At 72.6% G+C, this 23,945-nt stretch carries 19 protein-coding genes and 1 pseudogene; 10 read left to right on the forward strand and 10 right to left on the reverse strand.

The features are described from left to right. Nucleotides 1-138: 138 nt before the first annotated feature. Nucleotides 139-1,596 carry a GTPase HflX gene (gene hflX, locus ACQP10_RS09965; protein ID WP_346020661.1) on the forward strand — a complete coding sequence of 486 codons (1,458 nt, stop codon included), beginning with the start codon at nt 139-141 and terminating at the stop codon, nt 1,594-1,596. A 168-nt stretch (nt 1,597-1,764) separates the two neighbouring features. Here the strand turns inward: hflX and ACQP10_RS09970 are convergent, their stop codons facing one another. The 6 genes and pseudogenes from ACQP10_RS09970 to ACQP10_RS09995 form a co-directional block, all read right to left on the reverse strand. Next, nucleotides 1,765-3,351 carry a SpoIIE family protein phosphatase gene (locus ACQP10_RS09970; RefSeq protein ID WP_433541892.1) on the reverse strand — a complete coding sequence of 529 codons (1,587 nt, stop codon included), beginning with the start codon at nt 3,349-3,351 and terminating at the stop codon, nt 1,765-1,767. Then, nucleotides 3,344-5,035 (reverse strand): hybrid sensor histidine kinase/response regulator, encoded by a 1,692-nt coding sequence (locus tag ACQP10_RS09975; protein ID WP_399499722.1) that lies wholly within the window; start codon nt 5,033-5,035, stop codon nt 3,344-3,346. Before ACQP10_RS09975 ends, ACQP10_RS09970 begins: the two co-directional genes overlap by 8 nt. After that, a complete protein-coding gene (locus ACQP10_RS09980) occupies nt 5,032-6,042 on the reverse strand; it encodes an ATP-binding protein (protein WP_399499721.1) in 1,011 nt (336 codons plus the stop codon). The genes ACQP10_RS09975 and ACQP10_RS09980 overlap by 4 nt, the downstream gene beginning before the upstream one ends. After that, nucleotides 6,030-6,431: an anti-sigma regulatory factor gene (locus ACQP10_RS09985; protein ID WP_346020658.1), complete on the reverse strand. Its 402-nt coding sequence runs from the start codon at nt 6,429-6,431 to the stop codon at nt 6,030-6,032. Before ACQP10_RS09985 ends, ACQP10_RS09980 begins: the two co-directional genes overlap by 13 nt. Then, nucleotides 6,428-6,808, reverse strand: coding sequence for an STAS domain-containing protein (locus ACQP10_RS09990; RefSeq protein WP_218911627.1), 381 nt, complete (start codon nt 6,806-6,808; stop codon nt 6,428-6,430). The genes ACQP10_RS09985 and ACQP10_RS09990 overlap by 4 nt, the downstream gene beginning before the upstream one ends. A 143-nt stretch (nt 6,809-6,951) precedes the next feature. Continuing rightward, nucleotides 6,952-7,752 (reverse strand): annotated as a pseudogene (locus ACQP10_RS09995) (STAS domain-containing protein); the annotation flags it as partial. A gap of 757 nt (nt 7,753-8,509) precedes the next feature. Between ACQP10_RS09995 and ACQP10_RS10000 the strand changes: the two are divergent. The 4 genes from ACQP10_RS10000 (at nt 8,510) to ACQP10_RS10015 (ending at nt 14,467) form a co-directional block, all read left to right on the forward strand. Continuing rightward, nucleotides 8,510-9,718: an amidohydrolase family protein gene (locus tag ACQP10_RS10000; protein WP_179818810.1), complete on the forward strand. Its 1,209-nt coding sequence runs from the start codon at nt 8,510-8,512 to the stop codon at nt 9,716-9,718. A 244-nt stretch (nt 9,719-9,962) separates the two neighbouring features. Continuing rightward, nucleotides 9,963-10,811: a DegV family protein gene (locus ACQP10_RS10005; RefSeq protein ID WP_346020656.1), complete on the forward strand. Its 849-nt coding sequence runs from the start codon at nt 9,963-9,965 to the stop codon at nt 10,809-10,811. Nucleotides 10,812-10,985: 174 nt separating this feature from the next. After that, complete coding sequence (locus tag ACQP10_RS10010; protein WP_346020655.1) at nt 10,986-12,005, forward strand: ComEA family DNA-binding protein; 1,020 nt, start codon at nt 10,986-10,988, stop codon at nt 12,003-12,005. Between the two features lie 113 nt (nt 12,006-12,118). Next, on the forward strand, nt 12,119-14,467 hold the full coding sequence (locus tag ACQP10_RS10015; RefSeq protein ID WP_433541257.1) for a ComEC/Rec2 family competence protein: 2,349 nt from the start codon (nt 12,119-12,121) through the stop codon (nt 14,465-14,467). 39 nt (nt 14,468-14,506) lie between these two features. On the opposite strand, the gene ACQP10_RS10020 is transcribed toward ACQP10_RS10015, so the two are convergent. Then, complete coding sequence (locus ACQP10_RS10020; RefSeq protein WP_346020653.1) at nt 14,507-14,725, reverse strand: hypothetical protein; 219 nt, start codon at nt 14,723-14,725, stop codon at nt 14,507-14,509. Nucleotides 14,726-14,880: 155 nt separating this feature from the next. Here ACQP10_RS10020 and holA point away from each other — a divergent pair, with 155 nt between their 5' ends. Beyond that, a complete protein-coding gene (gene holA / locus ACQP10_RS10025; RefSeq protein WP_346020652.1) occupies nt 14,881-15,852 on the forward strand; it encodes a DNA polymerase III subunit delta in 972 nt (323 codons plus the stop codon). A gap of 239 nt (nt 15,853-16,091) precedes the next feature. Here holA and rpsT read toward each other — a convergent pair whose 3' ends face one another. Then, entirely contained in the window at nt 16,092-16,364 is a 273-nt protein-coding gene (rpsT, locus tag ACQP10_RS10030; RefSeq protein ID WP_179818807.1) for a 30S ribosomal protein S20, read from the reverse strand. 148 nt (nt 16,365-16,512) lie between these two features. Beyond that, nucleotides 16,513-17,511: a hypothetical protein gene (locus ACQP10_RS10035; RefSeq protein WP_346020651.1), complete on the reverse strand. Its 999-nt coding sequence runs from the start codon at nt 17,509-17,511 to the stop codon at nt 16,513-16,515. 30 nt (nt 17,512-17,541) lie between these two features. Between ACQP10_RS10035 and lepA the strand changes: the two genes are divergently transcribed. Together lepA and hemW are read left to right on the forward strand one after the other, a co-directional pair. After that, nucleotides 17,542-19,422, forward strand: a complete 1,881-nt coding sequence (gene lepA, locus ACQP10_RS10040; RefSeq protein WP_389997312.1) for a translation elongation factor 4 — start codon at nt 17,542-17,544, stop codon at nt 19,420-19,422. 132 nt (nt 19,423-19,554) lie between these two features. After that, entirely contained in the window at nt 19,555-20,766 is a 1,212-nt protein-coding gene (gene hemW, locus ACQP10_RS10045; protein ID WP_346020649.1) for a radical SAM family heme chaperone HemW, read from the forward strand. 18 nt (nt 20,767-20,784) lie between these two features. Here hemW and ACQP10_RS10050 read toward each other — a convergent pair whose 3' ends face one another. Beyond that, nucleotides 20,785-21,600: a DUF3097 domain-containing protein gene (locus ACQP10_RS10050; protein ID WP_179818803.1), complete on the reverse strand. Its 816-nt coding sequence runs from the start codon at nt 21,598-21,600 to the stop codon at nt 20,785-20,787. A gap of 160 nt (nt 21,601-21,760) precedes the next feature. Between ACQP10_RS10050 and hrcA the strand changes: the two genes are divergently transcribed. Further along, the gene (gene hrcA, locus ACQP10_RS10055; protein WP_189245084.1) at nt 21,761-22,774 is read left to right on the forward strand and encodes a heat-inducible transcriptional repressor HrcA; all 1,014 of its coding nucleotides are present in this window, start codon (nt 21,761-21,763) and stop codon (nt 22,772-22,774) included. A gap of 12 nt (nt 22,775-22,786) precedes the next feature. Continuing rightward, nucleotides 22,787-23,929, forward strand: a complete 1,143-nt coding sequence (dnaJ, locus tag ACQP10_RS10060; RefSeq protein WP_346020648.1) for a molecular chaperone DnaJ — start codon at nt 22,787-22,789, stop codon at nt 23,927-23,929. The last annotated feature ends 16 nt before the right edge of the window (nt 23,930-23,945 follow it).

Raw genomic sequence — 23,945 nt, forward strand, 5'->3', positions numbered from 1 at the left:
CGGAACGGCCGGGACGCGCTGCGGGTCCTTACCGCGAAACAGCCGATAACCGGGTGAGAATGGCGGTGCCCGCGTGGCACCATCGAGGGAAGATACCCGGAGGGTTCAGGCGTTGTTCTCTGTGAGATGAGGACGCGTATGAACCATGCATCTGAATGGAGCAACGACATAGACACTCGTGAGCCGCTGGACATCGACCTGTTCGACGAGCCGATCGACACCGGTGAGCTGGACCTGGCGGACCGCCAGGCACTGCGCCGGGTCGTGGGACTCTCCACCGAGCTTGAGGACATCACCGAGGTCGAATACCGCCGGCTGCGACTCGAGCGGGTCGTCCTGGTCGGCGTCTGGACCTCCGGCACGGCGGTGGACGCCGAGAACTCACTCCTGGAGCTGAAGCTGCTCGCCGAGACCGCGGGTTCCGAGGTGCTGGAAGGTCTGATCCAGCGCCGTCAGAAGCCCGACACGGCGACCTACATCGGCTCGGGGAAGGCGCAGGAGCTCGCCGACGTCGTCTCGGTCACCGGCGCCGACACCGTCATCTGCGACGGTGAGCTGAGCCCCGGCCAGCTCCGCCAGCTCGAAGACGTCGTCAAGGTCAAGGTCATCGACCGGACCATGCTGATCCTGGACATCTTCGCCCAGCACGCCAAGAGCCGCGAGGGCAAGGCCCAGGTCGAGCTGGCCCAGCTCAACTACCTGCTGCCGCGGCTGCGCGGCTGGGGTGGCAACCTGTCCCGTCAGGTCGGCGGGCGGGCCGCGGGCGGCGTCGGCATCGGCGGCCGCGGCCCCGGTGAGACGAAGATCGAGCTGGACCGCCGCCGGATCCGCGAGCGGATGGCCAAGCTGCGCCGGCAGATCGCCGAGATGACCACCGCGAGGGAGACCAAGCGGGCACGCCGAGTGCAGCGCGAGGTCCCCGCCGTGGCCATCGCCGGTTACACCAACGCCGGCAAGTCGTCCCTGCTGAACCGGCTGACCGGCGCCGGCGTGCTGGTCGAGGACGCGCTGTTCGCCACGCTGGACCCGACCGTCCGCCGGGCGCACACCCCCGACGGCCGCCTGTTCACGCTGGCCGACACCGTCGGGTTCGTCCGGCACCTGCCGCACCAGCTCGTCGAGGCGTTCCGTTCCACGCTGGAGGAGGTCGGCGACGCCGACCTGATCCTGCACGTGGTGGACGGCTCGCACCCCGACCCGGAGTCCCAGCTCGCCGCCGTGCGATCCGTGCTCTCCGACATCGAGGGCGCGCTGGACATCCCGGAGATCGTGGTCATCAACAAGGCCGACGTCGCCGACCCGGTGGTGCTGGCCCAGCTGACCGCGCGGGAGAAGCACACCGTCGTGGTCTCGGCCCGCACCGGCGCCGGGATCGACGAGCTGATGGCCGTCATCGAGCGCGAGCTGCCCCGCTTCGACCAGGAGGTCAGGATGCTGGTGCCGTACCAGCGCGGTGACCTGATCTCCCGCGCCCACGCCGAGGGCGAGGTCATCGACGTGGAGCACACCGAGGACGGCACGATCCTGCACGCCAGGGTCATGCCCAGCCTCTTCGCGGAGCTGGAGCGGACCGCCAAGCCGGTCGAGACCGTCTGAGCCGCCGTCCCCTCGGGGCCGGTCCGCGTCGCCGGACCGGCCCCGAGCCGTGTCCGAGGTCCTCCGGCGGTCTTCGTCCCGAACCGGGCCCGCGAGGCGCCCGCCGTCCCGGGCGGCCTTCGTACGGTCCCAAGCCCCTTCGTACGGTCCCGGGGTCTTCGCGCGGTCTCAGGCGGCCTTCGTGCGGCAGAACGCCACGAGGGCGACGTCGTCCTCGCGGGCGCCGAACTGCCGGATCAGCCGGTCGCAGAACAGCTCCAGGTCCTCGTCGGGCGCCTCGGCCATGGACCGCACGATCTCCAGGCTCTCGTCGAGCAGTTTGTCGCGGTCCTCGATGAGCCCGTCGGTGAACATCAGCACGGACTCCTCCTCGCCCAGGGTGAGCCGGTCGACGCGGTAGGTCTCGTCCGCCACCCCCAGCAGCAGGTTGCCCAGACCGTGGTAGCGGGTCTCGCCGCCGATCAGCAGCGGCGGGATGTGCCCCGCGTTGGCGATCTCCATCTCGCCGGTCGCCGGATCGATCAGGACCAGGCACACGGTCGCGGTCATGCGCGGGTGGTAGCACCGCAGCACGTTGTTCAGCAACGCCATGGACGCGCCCAGGTCCACGGGGCCGAGCAGGGAGGCGCGCAGCGCGTGGCGGAGCTCCGCCATGACCGTCGCGGCCAGCAGGGAGTGTCCCTGCACGTCGCCGATGGCCAGCAGGACCCGGTCGCCCAGCCGCAGCACCTCGTAGAAGTCGCCGCCGACCTCGATGTTGTCGACGGCCGGCTGGTAACGCCAGCTGATCTCCAGCCCCGGGGTGTCCGGGATCCGCGCCGGCAACAGACTCCGCTGCAGCGTCAGGGCGATCGCGTGCTCCTCGGCGTAGGCGCGGAGGGCGTCGGCGGTGAGGGCCAGGGCCTGGCCGAGCTGGCGCAGGATGTTGGTCTCGTCGGGGTCCAGCGGCGGGGCCGCGTACACCCCCAGGCAGACCGGCGGGCGGCCGACCTTGGTCCGGCAGAACACGGCCGTGGCACTGCCGCCGTCGTCGACGCCGGCGTCGGGCATCATCTTCAGCCACTCATCCGCCGGGGCCGTGAACACCTGGGTCCCCGCGGCGTTGCCCAGCGACATCGCGCCGATCCGGAGCAGCAGGTCGGGAGCGACGGCCCTGGAGACGGCCACGGTGGACGGCGGCATCACGACGAACCTGCGGGTCCGGCCGTCCGGCGGGATCGCCAGCGCCCCGGCACGCCGGCCGAGGATCCGGGAGGCGCCCTCGACGGCCGTGCTCAGCAGGGCCTCGAAGGTGTCGGCGGAGTTCATCTCCAGGGTGACCTCGGTGAGGGTCGCCAGCCGGTCCGCCATCCGCTCGGCCCGCTGCCGGGCACGGTAGTAGCGCAGCGTCGCCTCGACCGTGGCGGCGAACTCGTCCGGCTCGACCGGCTCGGCGAGGTAGGCGTCGGCCCCGCGTTCCAGCCCCTGGGTCCGGTCGGCGGGGGTGATCGCCGCCCCGGAGATCTGGATGACCGGGATCGAGGACGTCGCCTCGTCGGCCTTGATCCGCTCGCAGACCTCGTAGCCGCTCATGTCGGGCAGCCGTACGTCCAGGACCACCAGGTCGGGGCGGAGGTCCCGGACCTTGCCCAGCGCCTCCACGCCGCCGGTGGCCTGCAGCACCTCGTGCCCGGAGCGGCGCAGCCAGCTGGACAGGATGTAGAGCTTGGTCGGTGTGTCGTCCACGACCAGCACGGTCGCCGGTCCGTCAGGCATCGTCACGCCCCAGAGCCTCTCGTACGGTCTCCAGCAGGTTTTCCTTCCGCAGTCCCTGCTTGGACAGGACTCTGCTGACGCCCTGGGGGTACTGGTGGGAGGTCGCGAGGGTCACGACGATCACCGGTACGTCGCGTAGCCGCTCGTCGGAGGCCATCCGCTCGATCAGCGCCGCGCCGTCGAGGCGGGGCATGAGCAGGTCCACCAGCGCGAGGTCGGGCCGCTCGTGCCTCATCATCTCCAGCGCGACCTCCCCGTCCGGGGCCTCGTCGACGTGGGCGGCGAACCCGGCGAGCATGCGCCGCACGGTGGCCCGGAACTCCTCGTTGTCGTCGACGACGAGGATCCGCCCGACCACCGGCTCCCCGTCCTGCCGGTGCGGCAGCCGTACGGTGACCCGGGTGCCCTCGCCGAGGGCGCTGTCCAGTTGGAGCGTGCCACCCATCGCCTCGGCCAGGCGGCGCGCGTACGGCAGGCCGAGGCCGGTGCCCTTCACCTGCACCTGGATCGGTCCCGGGACCTGGAAGAACTCCTCGAAGACACGCTCCAGGTGCTCCTCGGGGATGCCGACGCCGGTGTCGGTCACGGTGAAGACCATCTCCTGGGTGGGGGCGTCGGCCCGCACGTCGAGCCTGACCTCGCCCTCCTGGGTGAACTTCAGCGCGTTGGACAGCAGGTTCCGCAGGATCCGGGTGAGCATCACCTCGTCCACCAGCATCTCCGACGCCTCGCCGGGGGCGTCCACCGAGAGCGTGATCCGGTCGTTTCCGCTGGTGGGGCGCAGCGTCATCCGCAACCGCTCGGTCAGCGCGACGAGGTCGACCCGGGACGGATGCGGTTCGAGCCGCCCGGACTCGGCCTTGGCCATGTCGAGCAGCTCGCTGACCATCGTCAGCAACGTCTCGGCCGAGGAGCCGATGAGCTGGATCTGGTGATGCTGCTCCTCGGCCAGCGGCTCGCCCCCGGGGCCCACCAGGAGCCGGACGAGGCCGATGATCGAGTTCAGCGGGGTGCGCAGCTCGTGGCTGACCGTGGCCCAGAACCTGTTCTTGGCGTCGCTCGCCGCCCGGAGCTGCCGGGACTTCTCGTCGAGCTCGGCGTACAGGGCGACCACGCCGCGGTTGGTCTCCTCCAACTCCTCGGAGAGCTGGTTGTACAGGGCGACCACGCCCTGGTTGGTCTCCTGGAGCTCGGCGTTGAGCTGCAGGACCTCCTGGAGGGTCTCGGCGAGCTCGCGGTTCTGATGCCGCAGCTCGTCGACGGCGGTCGCCGGTGTCAGCCTGGCGAGCCGCGCGCGGATCTCAGCCACCGAACGGTCGGGCCGCCCCGCGGGAAGCCGTTTCAGCATCGTCACCCGTCCCCCGGCGGGGTCGAACTCGATCTCGTCGAGGAGACGCCCCGCCAGCGTCACGCCGTCCGCCGACCGGAAACCGGTTGTCGCGGGAAGATCAATGGTCACGACCAGGGCCTCGCCGTCCAGCAGGAACGCGGCGTACGCCTCGCGACCCTCGCCCAGCACCTCCCGGCTGATCTCGCTCAGAGCGGTGGCCACCCGGATCTGGTCCTGGGAGGCCAGCCCGACCGCCTCCGCCGCCTCGCGGCCGAGCTTCCGCATGACGAAGATGTCGGAGTCGTCACGGACACGGATCCGGATCAGCTCCTCGCCGGCCGTCCGGCCCGTCATGTGCCGGTCCTCACCGCGACCACGCAGGCGTCGTCCCTGCGGGTCCCGGCGTCCCGCAGCAGCGTGGCGGCGACGACGGAGGGGGAGCGGGTGACGAGCCCCGGATAGGAGGTGATGTCCCACCGGTCCGACAGCCCGTCGGAGTGGAGCACGACCACGCCTTCCGGCGGCATGTCGTATTCGTACTGGCGCAGGGTACGGGCCTGGTGCCCGGCGATGCCCGGCACCGAGATCATCCCCTGGCGGCCGTCCTGGGAGGCGATCCAGGCGGAGACGTTGCCGAGCCCGGCGAAGGTGATCCTGCCCGCGGCCCGGTCGACGTGGGCCACCGCCGCGGCGCCGCCCCTGGTCTGCCGCATGCCGCCGTGCAGCCGTTCGAGGATGGTGACCGGGGACTGGTCCGCGTCCTTCAGGAACAGCCGCACCGCCTCCTGCGACGCCTGGGCCGCGAAACTTCCGTGCCCGAGCCCGTCGCAGAGCATCACGGTCGTCGTGGTGCCGGTCTCGACGACCGCGAACGCGTCGCCACAGACCATCTCCTCACCGATGGGGCGAGTGACCCCGCTGACCCGGGCCGCGGGCCGCGGGGCGCCGCGGGTGGCGAAGTACATGCCGAGCACAGTGCCCCGGCCGGGCATGGAATGAACCTCGTACCCATCGGCCATGCGGGCGATGCCGCCGAGGCCGATGCCGAGGGTGCCCGTGGTGGAGTAGCCGTCGCGCAGGGCGCGGGTGACGTCGCGCATGCCCGGACCCCGGTCGAGCGCGACGACCTCGATCGCCTCGGGCATCTCCGGGTGCGGCCGGATCAGCATGACCCCCTCGACCGCGTGCTTGACCAGGTTGGACGCCGCCTCGCTCACCGCGACCGCGACCCGCCCGGCGTCCTCCTCACCGAACCCCCGCGCCTCGGCGAGCGCGACCGCGACCCGCCGCAGGGCGCCGATCGCGCTGGCGTCCTCGGCCCGCCGCCAGGTGTCGTTCTGGGAACGGATCACCTTGCCCATTTGGTCACCGTCACCAGCGTCCCCTCGCCGGGAGCCGACTTGAGCTCGAACTCGTCCATCAGCCGGCGTGAACCGCTGAGCCCGAGCCCGAGCCCGCCGCCGGTGGTCCACCCGTCGGTGAGCGCCTGGTCGAGGTCGGGAATGCCGGGGCCGTCGTCGCTGAAGGCGAGCCGCAGGCCCCGTCGCACGCCGTTGTGCACGACCTCGATCCGAACCTGCCCGCCTCCCGCGTAGACCAGGGCGTTACGGGCCAGTTCACTGGCCGCGGTCACGACCTTCGTCTGGTCGACGAGAGAGAGGCCGACCTCCACGGCGGCGGTCCTGACGCGCTGACGGACCAGCACGATGTCGCTGTTGCCGTGGATGGGCAGCTCGGCGGGGGTAGTCACCGTGCTGCCGTGGCGATCTCGGAGCCGTCGATGTGGTTCAGCAATGCGACACCCTTTTCGAGGTTGAGGGCGGTGCGCACGCCGCCCAGCGAAAGGCCCAGCTCCACGAGGGTGATCGCCACGGCGGGCCGCATGCCCACGACGACCGTCTCGGCGTCGAGCATGCGGGAGATGGCCGCGATGGTCGCCAGCATGCGGCCGATGAACGAGTCGACGATCTCCACCGCGGTGATGTCGATGATCACACCGCGGGCGCCGGTCTCCACCACCTTGTTCGCCAGGTCCTCCTGGAGCGCGAGCACGCTCTGGTCCTGGAGGTCGATCTGGATGGAGACGATCAGGATGTCGCCGAGCTTGAGGACGGGTACGCGATCCATCACTCCTCCACGGTCCGCAGGGCGACGCGGGACCCGCGATTTCGGACGATCTCGACGCCGCTCTCGCGCAGCGCGTGGGCGAGGGCGTCGGCGAGCGTGGCCTTGGTCACGATGTCGCCGAACTCGATGCCCAGCGTGACGATGGTGTGGGCGATCTGCGGGCGGATGCCGGAGATCACGCACTCGGCGCCCATCAGCCGGGCCGCCACCACCGTCTTGAGGAGGTGCTGGGCGACCTGGGTGTCCACCGCGGGCACGCCCGTGATGTCGATGACCGCGTGCTCGGAGCCGGTGTCCACCAGCGTCTGCAGCAGCTTCTCCATCACGACCTGGGTCCTGGCCGAGTCGAGCGTGCCGACCAGCGGTACGGCGACGATGCCCTCCCAGAGCTTGACCACGGGAGTGGAGAGCTCGAGGAGCTGCTCGGCCTGGTCGAGGATGATCTTCTCTCGGGTCGCGCTGTAGGTCTCCATGGTGAAGAGGCCCAGGTCGTCGACGAGCCGGGAGAACCAGAGGAAGCCCTGCAGCGCCTCGGAGGAGCCGTCGTCGCTGACGCTCTCGTAGATCGCCTCCTTCAGCCCGAACACCACGGTGGCGGTCTCGGTCGGGGTGAAGCCCTGGCGGGCGCGGTTGCGGGAGAGCTCGGCGAGCAGCCCGCGCAGTTCGCTGGAGCCGTCCGGGTCGCCGGAGTCGCCGAAGGACCGGACGAGGGCGTTGTAGAGTTCACGAAGCTGACCGTTGAGGTTTCCACGGTCGACGTGCCCGCTGGAGGAAGCTCCCGCTATCTCGAGCCAACGCCTGAAGATCTGGTCTTCATGCGTGGCCAGAAGTGTTTCGATGCGATGCCGACCGGCGTCCGCGGAGACCGACAAGGTAGCTCCCATGCTTACAGCTGACGGGTGGTTCCACGAAAGATTACATGCTGGACCCCGCTTCGATGGCATTTGTGCTGGTAGGGAGGCTTGGCGGGAGGGGGCGCCCCGGGGCCGTCGCGCGGACCCGTCGTGACGCCCTCGGTCCTCCGCCGTGCGGAGCCGTACGCGCGGGATGGTGCGGGATGGTTCCGCGGCGTGCGGGCCGTACGCGCCGGGTGGTTCCGCGCCCGCCGGGGTGACCGTTTCCGGCCACGCGCCGGAGGCGTCCCCGTCGCCGCGGGTGCTCAGGCTAGATATTCCGCCGGCCGGATTTCAATGGTTCCGCTTGCGGCCGGGGGCCTTGATGGAATGGACTGAGGGTTCCGAGAAACCGTACAGAAGTTGTTAAAAGCGACATTTTCCCGCCGAGGGCGGGATCGCCATGATAAAAACTTCGGCAAGACGGCACGCCGGAAGGTGTCCCGGGGTCCGCTGTTACGGATGAGGAAAAAGTGGCCTGAGCTGCGAGAGGGTCCCTCACTCCGGGCGCGGCTCCCGGGTCGGCCGGTGGGTGGTGGTCACGGTGAAACGGCGTTCTTCCCAATTAGCCTGTACAGCAAGCTCACTTGTGAAATAACGTAACTGAACTGAAATCGCCTGATCATGATCCCGGCGCCACCGCCGCCCCATCAACGAGCAAGCGGATAAGAGCAGGAGACCCCCCGATGTCGTCCGGATGCACAGCGATCCCGGCGGGCACGGCGTCCGGCACCGGCCGGGGCGGCCCGGCCCGGTCGCGACAGGTCTCCTCCCCGACGCCTCCCCCCGCGCACAAGGCGGTGATGCGATGACGGTCCGCCTCCTGACCAACATCGGCCGGCTCTGGACCGGCAACGACGTCTGCAGCAACGGCGCGATCCTCGTGCACAACGACCGGATCGCCTGGGTCGGCCGCGCGGCCGACCTCCCGCAGAGCGTTCCCGGTGTGGTGGACGACATCGTCGACGTCGACCACGTGGAGAACCTCGGCGGCGCGCTGGTCACCCCCGGCCTGATCGACGCCCACACCCACCCGGTCTACGCGGGCAACCGCTACGCCGAGATGGCGATGCGCTCCAGCGGCTCGTCGATGTCCGCGATCACCGCCGCCGGCGGCGGTGTCGGCTCCACCGTCACGGTGACCCGCGGCACCGACCCGTGGACCATGTGCAACGGCGTCCGCGAGCGCCTGCGCGAGTGGCTGCTCAGCGGCACCACCACCGTCGAGGCCAAGACCGGCTACCACCTCACCCGCGACGGCGAGCTGGCCGACGTGCGGCTCCTGCGCGAGCTGGAGAAGGAGCCGATGATGCCGCGCGTGCACGTCACGTTCATGGCCGCGAACGTCGTCCCTCCGGAGTACTTCGGCCGCCAGCGCGACTACGTCGAGGCCGTGGGCTCCTGGTGCGCCGACGCGGCGGCGGCCGGGGCCGACAGCGTCGACGTCTACTGCGACGAGGGCCACTTCACCACCGACGAGGCCCGCTGGGTGCTCGCCTCCGGCCGCAACGTCGGCCTGTTGCCCCGCATCCACGCCGGTGTCCACAGCCGCCGCGGCGCCGTGCAGCTCGCCGCGGAGATGGGCTGCGCGTCGGCCGACCTGCTCCACCACACCTCCGACGACGACATCGCGCTGATGGCCAGGTACGGCGTTCCCGCCGTGGTCTGCCCGGGCACCGCCCTCCAGCACGGCAGCCTGCCCCCGGTGCGCCGGATGCTGGGCCAGGGCGTCACGGTCGCGCTCGGCAGCGACCACAACCCCGGCCACTGCGGCATCACCTCGATGTCCCTGGTCATCAGCCTCGCCGTGGCGGCCTTCGGCATGAGCGTCGGCGACGCGCTCCGCGCGGCCACCCTCGGCGGAGCCACCGTCCTGGGCGCCCCCGACCGGGGCGTCCTGGCCCCCGGACGGCTGGCCGACATCGTCCAGTGGGACGCCGACCACGAGGGCGCCTTCGCCTGGGCCTTCGGTCTCAAGCCCCGCCGCGTCTGGCGCGGCGGCGTCCCGGTCCAGTGACCGTCCCGGTCCGGTGAACGGGCTGCTCCCGTGATCAGGGTGGTCCGGTCACCGGGGTGGCCCGGTGGACGGGCCGATCCAGCGATCAAGGCGATCCGGTGGTCGAGGCGGTCACCCGGATGGCCCGATGAGCGGGGTGGCCCGGCGATCCCGTGATCGGGCCGGGCCGGTCACCGCGGCACCGCCCGCCGGGTCCGGCGACGGCGCCCCGCATCCGGCCGGTCCCGCCGGGTAATCTCGGCATATGCCGCCATCGGTCGCCGTCGTCACCGACTCCACCGCCTACCTCCCCGAGGAGGCCGTCTCCCGCCTGGGGATCACCGTGGTGCCGTTGCAGGTCGTCGTCGGCGGCAGAGGACTCGACGACGTGGCCCAGATCGACGGCGCGGGGATGAACGACGCGCTCGGCGAGTGGGCTCCGGTGACGACCTCCAGGCCCGCGCCCCAGCGCTTCGCGGACGCCTACGAGGCCGCCGCAGCGCGGGGCGCGGCCGGGATCGTCTCCATCCACCTGTCGGGGGAGATGTCCGGCACGGTCGAGGCGGCCCGCGCCGGGGCCGAGGACTCGCTGGTTCCCGTCGAGGTCGTCGACAGCGAGTCGATCGCCATGGGCCTCGGCTTCCCCGTCCTCGCCGCCGCCGAGGCCGCCGCGCGGGGCGCCACCCGTACCGAGGTGGCCGACGCCGCCCGCCGCCGCATGAAGGCGACCCGCAGCTTCTTCTACGTCGACACCCTCGAACACCTGCGAAGGGGAGGCCGGATCGGCGCGGCGGCCACGCTGCTCGGCTCCGCACTGCGGACCAAGCCGCTGTTGCACATCGCCGACGGCGTGATCGTCCCCCTGGAGAAGGTCCGCACCGCCTCCCGGGCCATCGCCCGCCTGGAGGACCTCGCCGTCCAGGCCGCGGGGAGCGGTCCGGTGGACATCGCCGTCCAGCACCTCGCCGCGGAGGACCGTGCCGGCGCCATGGCCGCGCGGCTGCCCCAGCGCGTCCCCGGACTCGCCTCGGTGACCGTGGTGGAGGTCGGCGCGGTGATCGGCGCCCACGTGGGCCCCGGCATGCTGGGCCTGACGGTCTCCCCGCACTGCTGAACCCCTTACCCGGCTTCCTCAGGCGTAGGGCCTTGGGAGCCCGCGTCTCCCCGCGGCGCCGGGACCGGGCGAAACCGGGCGGGCTTTTCCACAGGCCGTCCAGGGAGGGCGGGTTGTCCCCAGAACGGGATTCGGCCCGGATACGGTCGGCGAGGCCGCCGTAGCGTCCCGGATGTGCGGATCACCGACCACGACACCGAGCGGTTCCGGGCCGAGTCGCGGCTGCGGGCGCTGACGGCGCCCGGCCCCGCCGGCCCGCCCTCACCCGGCCAGTTCCGGCCTGGCGACCCGTTCACGCCGCCCGCCGGCTCGCTCCCGCCGGGTGGCTCATTCGCGCCGCCCGGCGGTCCGCTCCGAACTGGAGGCCCGCTCCGGTCCGGCGGCCTGTCTCCGCTCGCGGACGATCCGTCCTCGCCGGGCGCTCCTCTGCCCGGCGGTTCCGTCGCGCGTCCGCGTTCCGCACCCGTCCCCCCTTCCGTCCCCACCTCCTTCGAGGCCCTCCGTACGGCCATCGCCGCGCAGGCCCCCGCGCTCGCACCGAGCGGCCCCGGCCTGCGCCTGCTCCTCCTCATCGCCCTGGCCGCGGCCGTCGCGGGCGGTCTCTACGCCTGGCGGTCCCAGCCCGAGCCCGAGCCGCTCACCCCGCCCGTCCCCGTCTCCGGCGCTCCGCTCGCGGCTCCGGCGCCCCCGATTCCCTCCGCGTCGCCTGACCTCGCGCGGCAGGGCCCGGAGCCGCCGGGGCCGGGTGCCGCGGGAGCCGGCCGGGCCCCCGGAGCCGTCCCCGAGGTCGTGGTCCACATCACCGGCAAGGTCCGCCGTCCGGGTGTGATCACCCTGCCCGCGGGTTCCCGGGTCACCGACGCGGTCCGGGCCGCCGGGGGCGTCCGCCGGGGGGCCGGCACCGGCCACCTCAACCTCGCCCGCAGACTCGTCGACGGCGAGCAGATCGACGTCGGCGCACCGGGACCCGCCGCCGCGCCGGCCGGGGCCGATCCCGCGGAGGCCGTCATCGACCTCAACACCGCCACCCCGCAACAGCTCGAACAGCTGCCGGGCGTCGGCGAGGTGCTGGCCCGCCGCATCGTCGAATACCGCGACGGGCACGGCGGGTTCCGCGCCGTGGAGCAACTCCGCGAGGTCAGCGGCATCGGCGATCGGAAGTACGCCGAGATGAAGGACAGGGTGCGGGTGTGACGCGGATTCTCGGCCGGAGGGACCGGATGCGGGGTGTGGCGCGGATTCTCGGCCGGAGGAGCCGAGCGCGGGATGTGGTGCGGACCCTCGACGGGAGGGATCGTGCGGAGGGTGTGGCGCGGATCCTCGGCCGGACTCCGCGACTCGCCCTGCCCGCACTCGCCTCGTGGGCGACCGCCCTCGTCCTTCTGGGCTGCCCGGCACCGGCGGGCGCCGTCACCGCCGTGCTCGCCGCCGTGGCGGCCCTCGGTACGGCCGCGGGCGCGCGTGTGCTGAGAACGCACCCCGCCTGGCGGAACACGGCCCTCGCGGTGCTGGGCTGCGTCGCCGCGGTCGCCGGGACGGTGGCGTTCCGGGTCCACGCCGTCGGCACGGGCCCGGTGGCCGAGCTCGTCAGGAGCGGAGTCCCGGCGGGGATCGAGGCGGTGCTGACGGGAGACCCCCGGGAGCTGCCCCGGCGCGCGGGCCCCTACCGCGGGGAGAGCTTCGCGGTGCCCGCGAGGGTCGAGTCGGTCGAGACGGCGCGCGGCAGGGTGGCGTTGCGCGCCCCGGTGATGCTGCTCACCACGGGCGGGGAGTGGCGGCCGCTGCTGCCCAGCCAGCGGGTCGCCGTCCGGGGCCGGTTCGTCCACGCGGACTCCGCCGAGCTGCTCGCCGCCGTGGTGCTCGTGCGCGGGCCGCCGCGGGTCCTGGGCGCGCCCTCCTGGGAGCAGCGGGTGGCCGGGGCGCTCCGCTCCGGCCTGCGGGAGGCCGCCGCGGTGCTGCCGCCCGACGAGCGCGGTCTGCTGCCCGGACTGGTGGCCGGTGACGTCTCCGGGATGGACCGGCAGGTCACGGCCGACTTCAAAGCCGCCGGGCTCAGCCACCTCACCGCGGTCTCCGGAGCCAACCTGGCGATCGTGGCCGGAGCGGCGATCGCCCTGGCACGTGTCGCGGGGCTCCCCCTGCCGGCCAGGGCGGTGCTCGCGGCGGTGGCCATGCTCTCCTTCGCCGTGGTGGCCCGGCCGTCGCCCAGCGTGCTGCGCGCCCTCGTCATGGGCCTCGTCGCGGTGGTGGCGCTGGGCACCGGCCGGTCCCGCGACGGGGTGGCGGCCCTGTCGGCGACGGTTCTCGGGCTGATCCTCTTCGACCCCGCCCTCGCCCGCTCCTACGGCTTCGCGCTGTCGGTCTGCGCCACGGGCGGCATCCTGCTCCTCGCACCGCGCTGGCGCGACCGCCTCGCCACCCGGCTGCCCCGCTGGGCGGCGGAGGCGGTCGCCGTGCCCGCGGCGGCGCAGGCCGCCGTCACCCCCGTGCTGGTCCTGATGGCCGGGCAGCTCGAACCGGTGGCGATCCCGGCGAACCTCCTCGCCGGGCCCGCCGTCGCGCCCGCCACGCTGATCGGGTTCCTCGCCGCGCTGGTCGCCCCCGTGCAGATGGATCTCGCCCGGCTGCTGGTCCGCCCTGCGGGGCTGGCCACCGGGTGGATCATCGCGGTGGCCGGGCGGGCCGCCGGGCTCCCGCTGGCGGTGATCCCGTGGCCGGGCGGCGTGCCCGGTCTGGTGGCGCTGGCCGTCACCGTGCCCGCCGCCGTCCTGGTGCTGCGCCACCGGCGGCCGCGCCTGGTCGTCCTCGCCCTGGCGGCCGGCGCGGCCGCCGCGGTGGCCGTGGCCGGGCCGGCCATGTCCCGCTGGCCGCCCGAACGCTGGCTGCTGGTCGCCTGCGACGTCGGCCAGGGAGACGCCCTCCTGGTCGCCGCCGGCCCCGGGCGGGCCGTGGTGGTCGACGCCGGGCCCGATCCGGTGTCCACCGATCGGTGCCTGCGCGCCATGGGGATCCGCCAGGTGCCGCTGGTCATCCTCACCCATCCGCACCTCGACCACATCGGCGGCCTGGACGGGGTCCTCCGGGGGCGCGAGGTGGGAGCGGTGGTCGTCACCCCGCACGGGGGATCCGGGCCCGGACGGCTCCGGCTGAGCGGCGACCTCGCCCGCCGGCGGATTCCCGAGTGGGCGGCGCGGCCGGGCGTGAGCTGGACCTTCGGCCCCTCCCGGCTCACGGTCATCGGCCCGCCGGAGGGCGCGCCCGCCGCCGGCGGAGGGGAGGAGACGGCCGTGAACAACGCCAGCGTCGTGGTCCACGTGAGCTGGGCGGCGGGGTCGGCGCTGCTCAGCGGGGACGCCGAGACGGAGGCCCAGGCGGAGCTGCTGCGACGGGGCCTGCCCAGGGCCGACGTCCTCAAGGTCCCTCACCACGGGTCCGCCAGGGGCGACCCCGGCTTCCTCGCGGCCACCGGTGCCCGGGCCGCGCTGATCAGCGTCGGAGCGGGCAACGACTACGGTCACCCCGCCCCCGCGACCCTGGCCCGGCTCGGTCACCTGGGCGTGCGGGTCTACCGCACCGACCTGTCAGGAGATCTCGCCGTGGTGGCCGGGAAGGACGGCCTGGCGATCGTCGTCAGGGGGCGCGGTCCACCGCCGTGAGGCCCCGCCGGATTCCGCCGGGCGCCTTCCGGCCCTGGCTCAGGTCAGAGCCGGGGCCGGGGCCGGGGCCAGAGCGGGGGGCGGAGCCAGGGCCGAGGCGGAGGCCGGGGCCGGGCGGCGGAACTCGGTGTTCACGTCGGCGGCGTAGACCGAACGGCCGCAGCACGCGCAGCGGTACACGACGGGCCCCTCGTCAAGAGGCGACCCGCAGCGCGGGCAGGTGTTACGGCAGACGGCGGAGCGCATCATGGGGTTCATCGAAACTCCTTGAGCGTGGAGACCCCGGGCTTCAGCCGTGGGGAGGATGTCAACTCCCTCGGCTGCTCCACAGCGTGCCCGAGGACGACCGCGTCCGGGTCGCGAACGGCTTGCTGATTGCGATTCGGTCACCCGCACGTGGCATGCTGCTGGGCATGGCGGCGAACGACCCGGCACGGGTGACACTGGTGGTCGGCGACGAGGAGTTGCTGGCCGATCGCGCGGTGGGCGAGGTGATCGCGGCGTGCCGTGCCGCCGACTCCGGCGCGGAGGTCCACGACCTGGTCGGGTCGAAGGTCGAGCCGGGGGAGCTGACCCGGTTGTCCTCGCCGTCGCTGTTCGGCGGCGGGACCGTGGTGGTGATCCGCTCCGCCCAGGACCTCGTCAAGGACGTCGTCACCGAGATCGTCTCCTACACCGCCCACCCGGCCGAGGACACCGTGCTGGTGCTCGCGCACGCCGGCGGGGCCAAGGGCAAGGCACTGGCCGACGGCGTCAAGAAGGCCGGCGCCCACGTGGTCACCGTCACGAAGCTGACCAAGCCGGCCGAGCGGCTGGCGTTCATCAGGACCGAGATGAAGCGGGCAGGGCGGTCCATCGGCGCGGACGCGGCGGCCGCGCTGCTCGACGCGGTCGGCAACGACCTGCGGGAGCTGGCCGCGGCCTGCAACCAGCTCGCCTTCGACACCCCGGGCAAGACCATCGACGAGGCCGCCGTCGCCCGCTACCACCGGGGGCAGGCGGAGGTCAGCGGGTTCACCGTGGCCGACTCGGCCGTGGAGGGCCGGCTGGGGGACGCGCTGGAGCAGCTCCGCTGGGCGCTGGCCACCGGCACGGCCCCGGTCCTGCTGGTCAGCGCGCTCGCGGGGAGCCTGCGCTCGCTGGCCAAGGTGGGCGGCGCCCCGCGCAACCTGCGGGGCGGGCAGCTCGCGAGCCACCTCGGCATGCCGCCGTGGAAGATCGATCGGACCAGGAAGCAGCTGAACGGCTGGGGCCCCGAGGGCATCGCCCGCGCCCTGCAGGCCGTCGCCGCGGCCGACGCCCAGGTCAAGGGCGGCGGCGCCGACCCGGCCTACGCGCTGGAGCACATGATCCAGACCGTCGTCGCCAGCCGTACCGGTCGGTAGGTTCTGTTCCGTGGATCCCCGCCGCAGGCGGGACGATCCACGAAAGGGAACCCGGCCGCCCCGGCCGGCGCCGGCACGGGACCGGGGCGTACGAACGGCCGGCCTCGCCCGCTCGCGGTACGCGGCGGACGCGGTGGGCGGCCGGCGGCCCGGAGGCGGGCGGGGCGGGATACGGGGCGGGCCGGAAATGCCGGAGCGCCGCGGCCCCGAGGGGACGCGGCGCTCCGAAAGAACCGGTATTACTTGGCGGCCGACAGGGCGGCGACGCGCTGGGCGATCGCCGACTTGCGGTTGGCAGCCTGGTTCTTGTGGATGACGCCCTTGCTGGCGGCCTTGTCCAGCTGGCGGGAGGCGGCGCGCTGCAGCACGATGGCCTCGTCGACATTGCCCTGCTCGGCGGCCTCGCGGAACTTGCGGATCGCCGTCTTCAGGGACGACTTGACAGCCTTGTTACGCAGCCGGGCCTTCTCGTTCTGCCGGTTGCGCTTGATCTGGGACTTGATGTTCGCCACGAAGAAGCCTCGGTGAAAGTTGTCGGAGTGGGGCGCGCGGGCAGAGAGGGCGCGCCACACGCAGTTGAACAGGCTACCAACGGACCGGACGATCGCTCAAATCGACAGCCGGGTCAGAAGGATGCCCGACAAGCTTACCCTTCTTCCGTCAGGGCCGGAACCAGAACCGCCGGTACTCCTCCCAGTCCTGTTCCGTGGCGGCGAAGTCCACGTACAGCGCCAGCCCGAACCGCTCGCGGCGCTCGCCGTGGGCGGTCAGCGCCAGCCGCGCGCCCCGCGCCGCCGTCGCGACGCTCTCGGCCCCGTCGGACCACGACATGGCGTGGTCGTGGTAGGCGGGCGCGCCGATGAGCAGCGTCTTGTCCGGGGGCACGAGGTCCAGGGCGAAGACGGCCTGCCGTACGACGTGGCCGCCGTAGAGCAGCTCGGAGGGGAGGAAGGAGTCGTAGGTCATGATCGCGACCTGGTCGACGCGGGCCGCGACCTGGCGGAAGTAGTCCGGCGACCAGTACTTGTCGTGGCCGATGACGCCCCGCACCACCGGCCGGGTCAGCGGGAACGGCTCGATCTGCGGGGTGGAGGTGGACAGCGGGCCGTCGCCGAGGACCGGGCGGGTGCGCTCCAGCAGGTCCAGGAAGTCGGCGTCGCCGTCGCCGACCGGCTCGAAGTTGTAGTGGACGCCGTCGAAGCCCAGCGCCATGACCGAGCGCGCGCTCTCCACGACCCGGTCACGGACGGCCCGGTCGTCGAGGTCCAGGAAGCCGTCCACCTTCTGCCCGAGCCACGCCGACACCCGCACGTCCGGCAACTCGGCGTGCCACCGCTTCACGAGGTCGCGCGCCCCGGGACTCCGGTCGGGCAGCGAGCCGTCGGCGTTGAACGGCCCGGTGTGGACGTACACGTCCTTGATCCCGGTCCGGCGCAGCCGGTCGGCCAGGCGTTTGAGGTCCGCCGCGCTCTTGCGGCCGTCCACCCAGGCGTGGCCCAGCCACAGGGCGTCGTGGCCGCTCGTCTTCGCCCAGGACGCCGGGGTCCCGGTAAACTGCAGGGTGAGGGTGGCCGCGGCCACCCCCGGGAGCACAAGGAGGACGGCCGCCACCACCGCGAGAAACCGCAGGCCGCGCCGTGCTCTGGTCCGGGCAATCACCCGGACATGTCACCATGGAAGACGGCTGGGATGCCAGCCGTAGATCTCGTCAATACTGCGAAACGGACACCGGTGCGCATTCAGCCTGGCCAGACCGATCCCGCGGTGATCCGCAATTTCTGCATCATCGCGCACATCGACCACGGCAAGTCCACCCTTGCCGACCGCATGCTGCAGATCACCGGCGTGGTCGACGACCGCTCCATGCGCGCCCAGTACCTCGACCGGATGGACATCGAGCGCGAGCGCGGCATCACCATCAAGTCGCAGGCGGTCCGGCTGCCGTGGAAGGCCGGCGAGACCGACTACGTCCTCAACATGATCGACACTCCGGGGCACGTCGACTTCACCTACGAGGTCTCCCGGTCGCTGCAGGCGTGCGAGGGCGCGATCCTGCTGGTCGACGCGGCGCAGGGCATCGAGGCGCAGACGCTGGCCAACCTCTACCTGGCGATGAACGCCGACCTGACGATCATCCCGGTGCTCAACAAGATCGACCTGCCCGCCGCCCAGCCGGAGAAGTACGCCGCCGAGCTGGCCCACCTCATCGGCTGCGAGCCGGAGGATGTGCTGAAGGTCTCCGGCAAGACCGGCGAGGGCGTCCGGGAGTTGCTGGACCACGTGGTCCGGCAGGTGCCGGCCCCGGTCGGCGACGCCGACGCCGCCGCCCGCGCGCTGATCTTCGACTCGGTCTACGACACCTACCGCGGCGTGGTCACCTACGTCCGCGTCATGGACGGCCACCTGGGCAAGCGCGAGCGCATCCAGATGATGTCCACCGGCGTCTCGCACGAGACGCTGGAGATCGGCGTCATCTCGCCGGAGCCGAAGATCGCGGAGAAGGGCCTGGGCGTCGGCGAGGTGGGCTACCTCATCACCGGCGTGAAGGACGTCCGCCAGTCGCGGGTCGGTGACACGGTGACGTCGGCCGCCCGGGGCGCCACCGAGCCGCTCGGCGGCTACGAGCATCCCAAGCCGATGGTCTTCTCCGGCCTGTACCCGATCGACGGCGACGACTACCCCGAGCTGCGCGAGGCCCTGGACAAGCTCCAGCTCAACGACGCCGCCCTGGTCTACGAGCCGGAGACCTCCGCCGCCCTGGGCTTCGGCTTCCGCTGCGGCTTCCTCGGCCTGCTCCACATGGAGATCGTCCGCGAGCGCCTGGAGCGGGAGTTCAACCTCTCGCTCATCTCCACCGCGCCCAACGTGGTCTACCGGGTGATCATGGAGGACGGCAAGGAGGTCGACGTCACCAACCCCTCGGAGTTCCCCACCGGCAAGGTGGACAAGGTCTTCGAGCCGGTGACGAAGGCGACCGTGCTGGTCCCGTCGGAGTTCATCGGCGCCATCATGGAGCTCTGCCAGAACCGCCGGGGCGCCCTGCAGGGCATGGACTACCTGTCCGAGGACCGCGTCGAGATCCGCTACACCATGCCGCTCGGCGAGATCATCTTTGACTTCTTCGACCAGCTCAAGTCCCGCACCCGCGGCTACGCCTCGCTCGACTACGAGCCGCACGGCGAGCAGGAGGCCGAGCTGGTGAAGGTCGACATCCTGCTCCAGGGCGAGGCCGTCGACGCCTTCAGCGCCATCGTCCACAAGGACAAGGCGTACGGCTACGGCGTGGAGATGGCCAAGAAGCTGCGCGAGCTCATCCCGAGGCAGCAGTTCGAGGTGCCGATCCAGGCCGCGATCGGCGCCCGGGTCATCGCCCGCGAGAACATCCGCGCCATCCGCAAGGACGTCCTCGCCAAGTGCTACGGCGGCGACATCTCCCGTAAGCGCAAGCTGCTGGAGAAGCAGAAGGAAGGCAAGAAGCGGATGAAGATGGTCGGCCGGGTGGAGGTCCCCCAGGAGGCCTTCGTCGCCGCGCTGTCCACCGAGTCCTCCGCCGACAAGACCAAGAAGTAGGGTCTCCGCCGCCCGCCGCCCGCCGCCGGGGAAGCGGCGGGCGGGGTCCCGGCGATCGGCGCGTACGACGAGGCCGCCCGGGCGGTGGGGGCGCGGTACCGGGCATCCGTCCCGGGGCGGCAGACTTGACCCGTGCCATCCACACTTCCCGACGGCGACCCCGTACCGGCCTCCGGCCGGCTCCCCGGCAGCGCACTGCGCGGGCTCGGTGAGCGGCCGTTCGGCTTCTACGTCCACGTGCCGTTCTGCGTGACCCGCTGCGGCTACTGCGACTTCAACACCTACACCGCCTCCGAGCTGGGGCCCGGCGCCTCGCACGCCGACTACGCCGCGACCGCCGTCGCGGAGGTGCGGCGGGCGCGAGCCGTCCTCGGCGACGCGGACCTGCCGGTCGAGACGGTGTTCTTCGGAGGCGGCACCCCCACCCTGCTGCCCGCGGCCGACCTGGTCCGCATCCTCGGCGCGATCGACGAGGAGTTCGGGCTCGCCCCCGGCGCCGAGGTGACCACCGAGGCCAACCCCGAGTCGGTGGACCCGGCCTACCTCGCCGGGCTGCGCGACGGAGGGTTCACCCGGGTGAGCTTCGGCATGCAGAGCGCCCGCGAGCACGTGCTGCGGGTGCTGGAGCGCGGCCACACCCCCGGCCGGGCGGCGCACGCCGTACGGGAGGCCAGGGAGGCCGGGTTCGGCCACGTCAACCTCGACCTGATCTACGGCACGCCCGGCGAGAGCGACGACGACTGGCGGGCCTCGCTGGCCGCGGCGATCGAGGCGGGGCCCGACCACGTGTCGGCCTACTCGCTGATCGTGGAGGACGGCACCCGCCTGGCGGCCAGGATCAGGCGCGGCGAGCTGCCGATGCCCGACGACGACGTGGCCGCCGACCGCTACCTCATCGCCGACGCCATGCTCGCCGAGGCGGGCTTCGGCTGGTACGAGGTGTCCAACTGGGCGACCTCGGAGGCCGCGCGCTGCCGGCACAACCTCCTCTACTGGACGGGCGGCGACTGGTGGGGCGTCGGTCCCGGCGCGCACAGCCACGTGGGCGGCACCCGCTGGTGGAACGTCAAGCACCCGGCCGCCTACGCCCGCCGCCTGGCCGAGGGCGTCTCGCCCGCCCACGCTCGCGAGGTGCTGTCGGCCGAGGACAGGACGGTCGAGCGGCTGATGCTGGAGTTGCGGCTCGCCCAGGGCTTCCCCCTGGCGGAGATCGAGCGGCCGCCGGTGGTCGCCCGGGCGCTGGCCGACGGGCTGCTGGAGGTCGAGCCGTTCAAGGCGGGCCGGGCGGTGCTGACGCTGCGCGGCCGGCTGCTGGCCGACGCCCTGGTCCGCGACCTCACCTGACCGCGCCGGGCGCCGGTCTCAGCCGTCCTCCTGCGGGACGGTCACGAAGTCGATGAGCCGCTCGACCGGGCCGAGGAGCTCCGGCTCCAGGTCGGCGTAGGTGGTGACCGAGCCGAGGATGCGCCGCCAGGCGTCGGCCGGGGCGAGGTCCCAGCCCAGGGCGGCGATGACCCCCTCCTTCCACGGCACGCCGCGCGGCACCCGCGGCCAGGCGCCGATTCCCAGCACCGACGGCTTGACCGCCTGCCAGACGTCCACGAACGGGTGCCCGACGACCAGCACGTACGGCGAGGCCACCCGGTCGGCGATCCGGCTCTCCTTGGACCCGGCGACCAGGTGGTCGACCAGCACGCCCAGGCGGCGCTCCGGGCCCGGCCCGAACTCCTCGACGATCTCCGGCAGGTGGTCCACCCCTTCGAGGTACTCCACCACCACGCCCTCGACGCGCAGGTCGTGGCCCCAGACCTTCTCCACCAGCGCGGCGTCGTGCACGCCCTCGACGTAGATCCGGCTCTCCCTGGCCACCCGGGCGCGCAGCCCCTCCACGGCGACGGAGCCGGAGGCGCTGCGCCGCGGGGCGCGGGGCGCGGCGGCCGGCCGTACCAGGGTCACGACCCGGCCCTCCAGCAGGAACGCGGCCGGCTCCAGCGGGAACACGCGCCGCCGCCCGAAACGGTCCTCCAGGGTGACGGCCTCCTTGTCGCAGGCCACCACGGCGCCGCAGAAGCCGCCGTCGGCGTCCTCCACGACCAGGTCGATCTCGGCGGGGACCTGCGGGATCGTCCCCCTGCCCGGACGCCGCCAGTCACCCGCCAGCACGTCGCGTTCGTACACGCCGGCCGCACCTCCTCGCACCTCGCCGATCAAGGGGACGCTAGCAAAGGGCCGTCGCCTTATCGCACCCCGTCGGCAAGAGCCGTACACTTGGCACTCGGGAACACAGAGTGCCAGACTCCGCGTTCCCGGTTCGGCGCAGGGCAAGGAGGTGAGCACGTTGGTCGATGACCGCAGGCTTGCGGTGCTTCGGGCCATCGTCGAGGACTACGTGTCCACCAACGAGCCGGTGGGGTCGAAGGCGCTCGCCGAGCGGCACAACCTCGGCGTCTCGCCCGCCACCATCCGCAACGACATGGCGGTGCTGGAGGAGCAGGGATACATCGCCCAGCCGCACACCAGCGCGGGGCGGGTGCCCACCGACAAGGGCTACCGGCTGTTCGTCGACCGGCTCTCCCAGGTCAAGCCGCTGTCGGGCGCGGAGCGAAGAGCGATCGAGAGCTTCCTCGCCGGCGCGGTGGACATCGACGACGTCGTGACCCGCACGGTGCGGCTGCTGGCGCAGCTCACCCGCCAGGTCGCCGTGGTGCAGTACCCCACGCTGACGCACTCCACGGTCCGGCACGTCGAGCTGGTCCCGCTGAGCGAGCGCCGGCTGATGTTCGTCCTCATCACCAACACCGGCCGGGTCGAGCAGCGCGTCGTCGAGCTGCCCGAGGTGGTCGACGAGACCCGCGTCGCGCACCTGCGCGCGACCCTCAACGCCTCCCTCGACGGCTGCGGGCTGACCGAGGTCCCCGACAGGGTGGCCGATCTGCCCTCGCGGCTCCCGACCGAGGACCGCCCGCTCGCCGCCACGATCCTGTCGGTACTGCTGGAGTCGCTGGTCGAGCGGCATGATGAGAAGATCGTCTTCGCCGGGGCGGCCAACCTCGCGGGAGCCGACCTCAGCGTCGGCCTCCGTGACGTGCTGGAGGCCTTGGAGGAGCAGGTCGTGCTGATGCGCCTGCTCGGAGAGACCTCGGACCTGTCGGCGCTGACGGTGCGGATCGGCTCGGAGAACCCCTACACCGGTCTCCAGGGCACGTCCATCGTCGTCGCCGGGTACGGTTCGGGGGACAAGCAACTGGCCAGGCTCGGCGTGCTGGGCCCGACGCGAATGGACTACCCGGTCACGATGGGCGCGGTGCGCGCGGTGGCACGCTACGTCAGCCAGATCCTGGCTGCATCCTAAGAGGTCAACTAAGTGGCTAAGAGCGACTACTACGGCACCCTCGGGGTACGCCGTGACGCCAGTGCGGAGGAGATCAAGAAGGCCTACCGCAGGCTGGCGCGCGAGCTGCACCCCGACGTGAACCCCGATCCTGAGACGCAGGAGAGGTTCAAGGAGATCACGCAGGCCTACGAGGTCCTGTCCGATCCCAGCAAGCGGCAGATGTACGACATGGGTGCCGACCCGTTCGCTCCCGGCGGGGGCGCGGGCGCCGGGGGCTTCGGCGCGGGCTTCCCGTTCAGCGACATCATGGACGCCTTCTTCGGCGCGGCGGCCGGCGGCGGCGGTCGCGGGCCGCGCTCGCGCGCCCGCCGGGGCCGCAACGCCACCATCCGCGTGGAGCTGGACCTGCGCGAGGCGGCCTTCGGCACCACCCGCGAGCTGGTCGTCGACACCGCCGTGCTCTGCGAGGTCTGCTCGGGCGCGGGCGCCGCGCCCGGCACCCACCCCGACACCTGCGACATGTGCCACGGCCGCGGCGAGGTCTCCCAGGTCACCAGGTCCTTCCTCGGCCAGGTCATGACGTCCCGGCCCTGCCCCCAGTGCGGCGGCTTCGGCTCGATCATCCGCAACCCCTGCCAGGAGTGCTCCGGCGACGGCCGGGTCCGCACCCGGCGGACCATCAAGGTCCGCATCCCCGCGGGCGTGGAGGACGGCACCCACATCCAGCTCGCCGGCGAGGGCGAGGTCGGCCCCGGTGGCGGCCCGCCCGGCGACCTGTTCCTGGAGATCGTCGAGCGTCCGCACGATGTCTTCGAGCGGCGGGGCGACGACCTGCACTGCACCGTGCAGATCCCGATGACCGCCGCCGCGCTCGGCACCATCCTGGTCATGGAGACCCTCGACGGCACCGAGGAGCTGGACATACGGCCCGGCACCCAGTCCGGCCAGACGATCCCGCTCTACGGCCGCGGCGTCCAGCGGCTCAACGAGACCGGCCGCGGCGACCTGCTGGTCCACGTCAACGTCGAGACCCCCGCCAAGCTCGACCCCGCCCAGGAGGAGCTGCTGCGCGAGCTGGCCAGGCTGCGCGGCGAGGAGCGCCCGCCCGGCAAGTTCGCCCCGGGCCAGCAGGGCTTCTTCTCCCGCCTGCGGGACGCCTTCAATGGCCGCTGACCCTCGGCGGGGCGCG

Origin of the sequence: Streptosporangium sandarakinum (assembly GCF_050942225.1) — a bacterium.
GTDB lineage: Bacteria > Actinomycetota > Actinomycetes > Streptosporangiales > Streptosporangiaceae > Streptosporangium > Streptosporangium nondiastaticum.

Coding starts and splice junctions, on each gene's coding strand:
- ACQP10_RS09980 (WP_399499721.1), bottom strand. CDS start 6,042: ATGGGCAAGGTGATCCGTTCCCAGAACGACACCTGGCGGCGGGCCGAG.
- lepA (WP_389997312.1), top strand. CDS start 17,542: ATGCCAGCCGTAGATCTCGTCAATACTGCGAAACGGACACCGGTGCGC.
- ACQP10_RS09975 (WP_399499722.1), bottom strand. CDS start 5,035: ATGACGGGCCGGACGGCCGGCGAGGAGCTGATCCGGATCCGTGTCCGT.
- ACQP10_RS09970 (WP_433541892.1), bottom strand. CDS start 3,351: ATGCCTGACGGACCGGCGACCGTGCTGGTCGTGGACGACACACCGACC.
- ACQP10_RS10020 (WP_346020653.1), bottom strand. CDS start 14,725: ATGAACCCCATGATGCGCTCCGCCGTCTGCCGTAACACCTGCCCGCGC.
- ACQP10_RS10000 (WP_179818810.1), top strand. CDS start 8,510: ATGACGGTCCGCCTCCTGACCAACATCGGCCGGCTCTGGACCGGCAAC.
- hflX (WP_346020661.1), top strand. CDS start 139: ATGAACCATGCATCTGAATGGAGCAACGACATAGACACTCGTGAGCCG.
- holA (WP_346020652.1), top strand. CDS start 14,881: ATGGCGGCGAACGACCCGGCACGGGTGACACTGGTGGTCGGCGACGAG.
- ACQP10_RS09990 (WP_218911627.1), bottom strand. CDS start 6,808: ATGGATCGCGTACCCGTCCTCAAGCTCGGCGACATCCTGATCGTCTCC.
- ACQP10_RS10005 (WP_346020656.1), top strand. CDS start 9,963: ATGCCGCCATCGGTCGCCGTCGTCACCGACTCCACCGCCTACCTCCCC.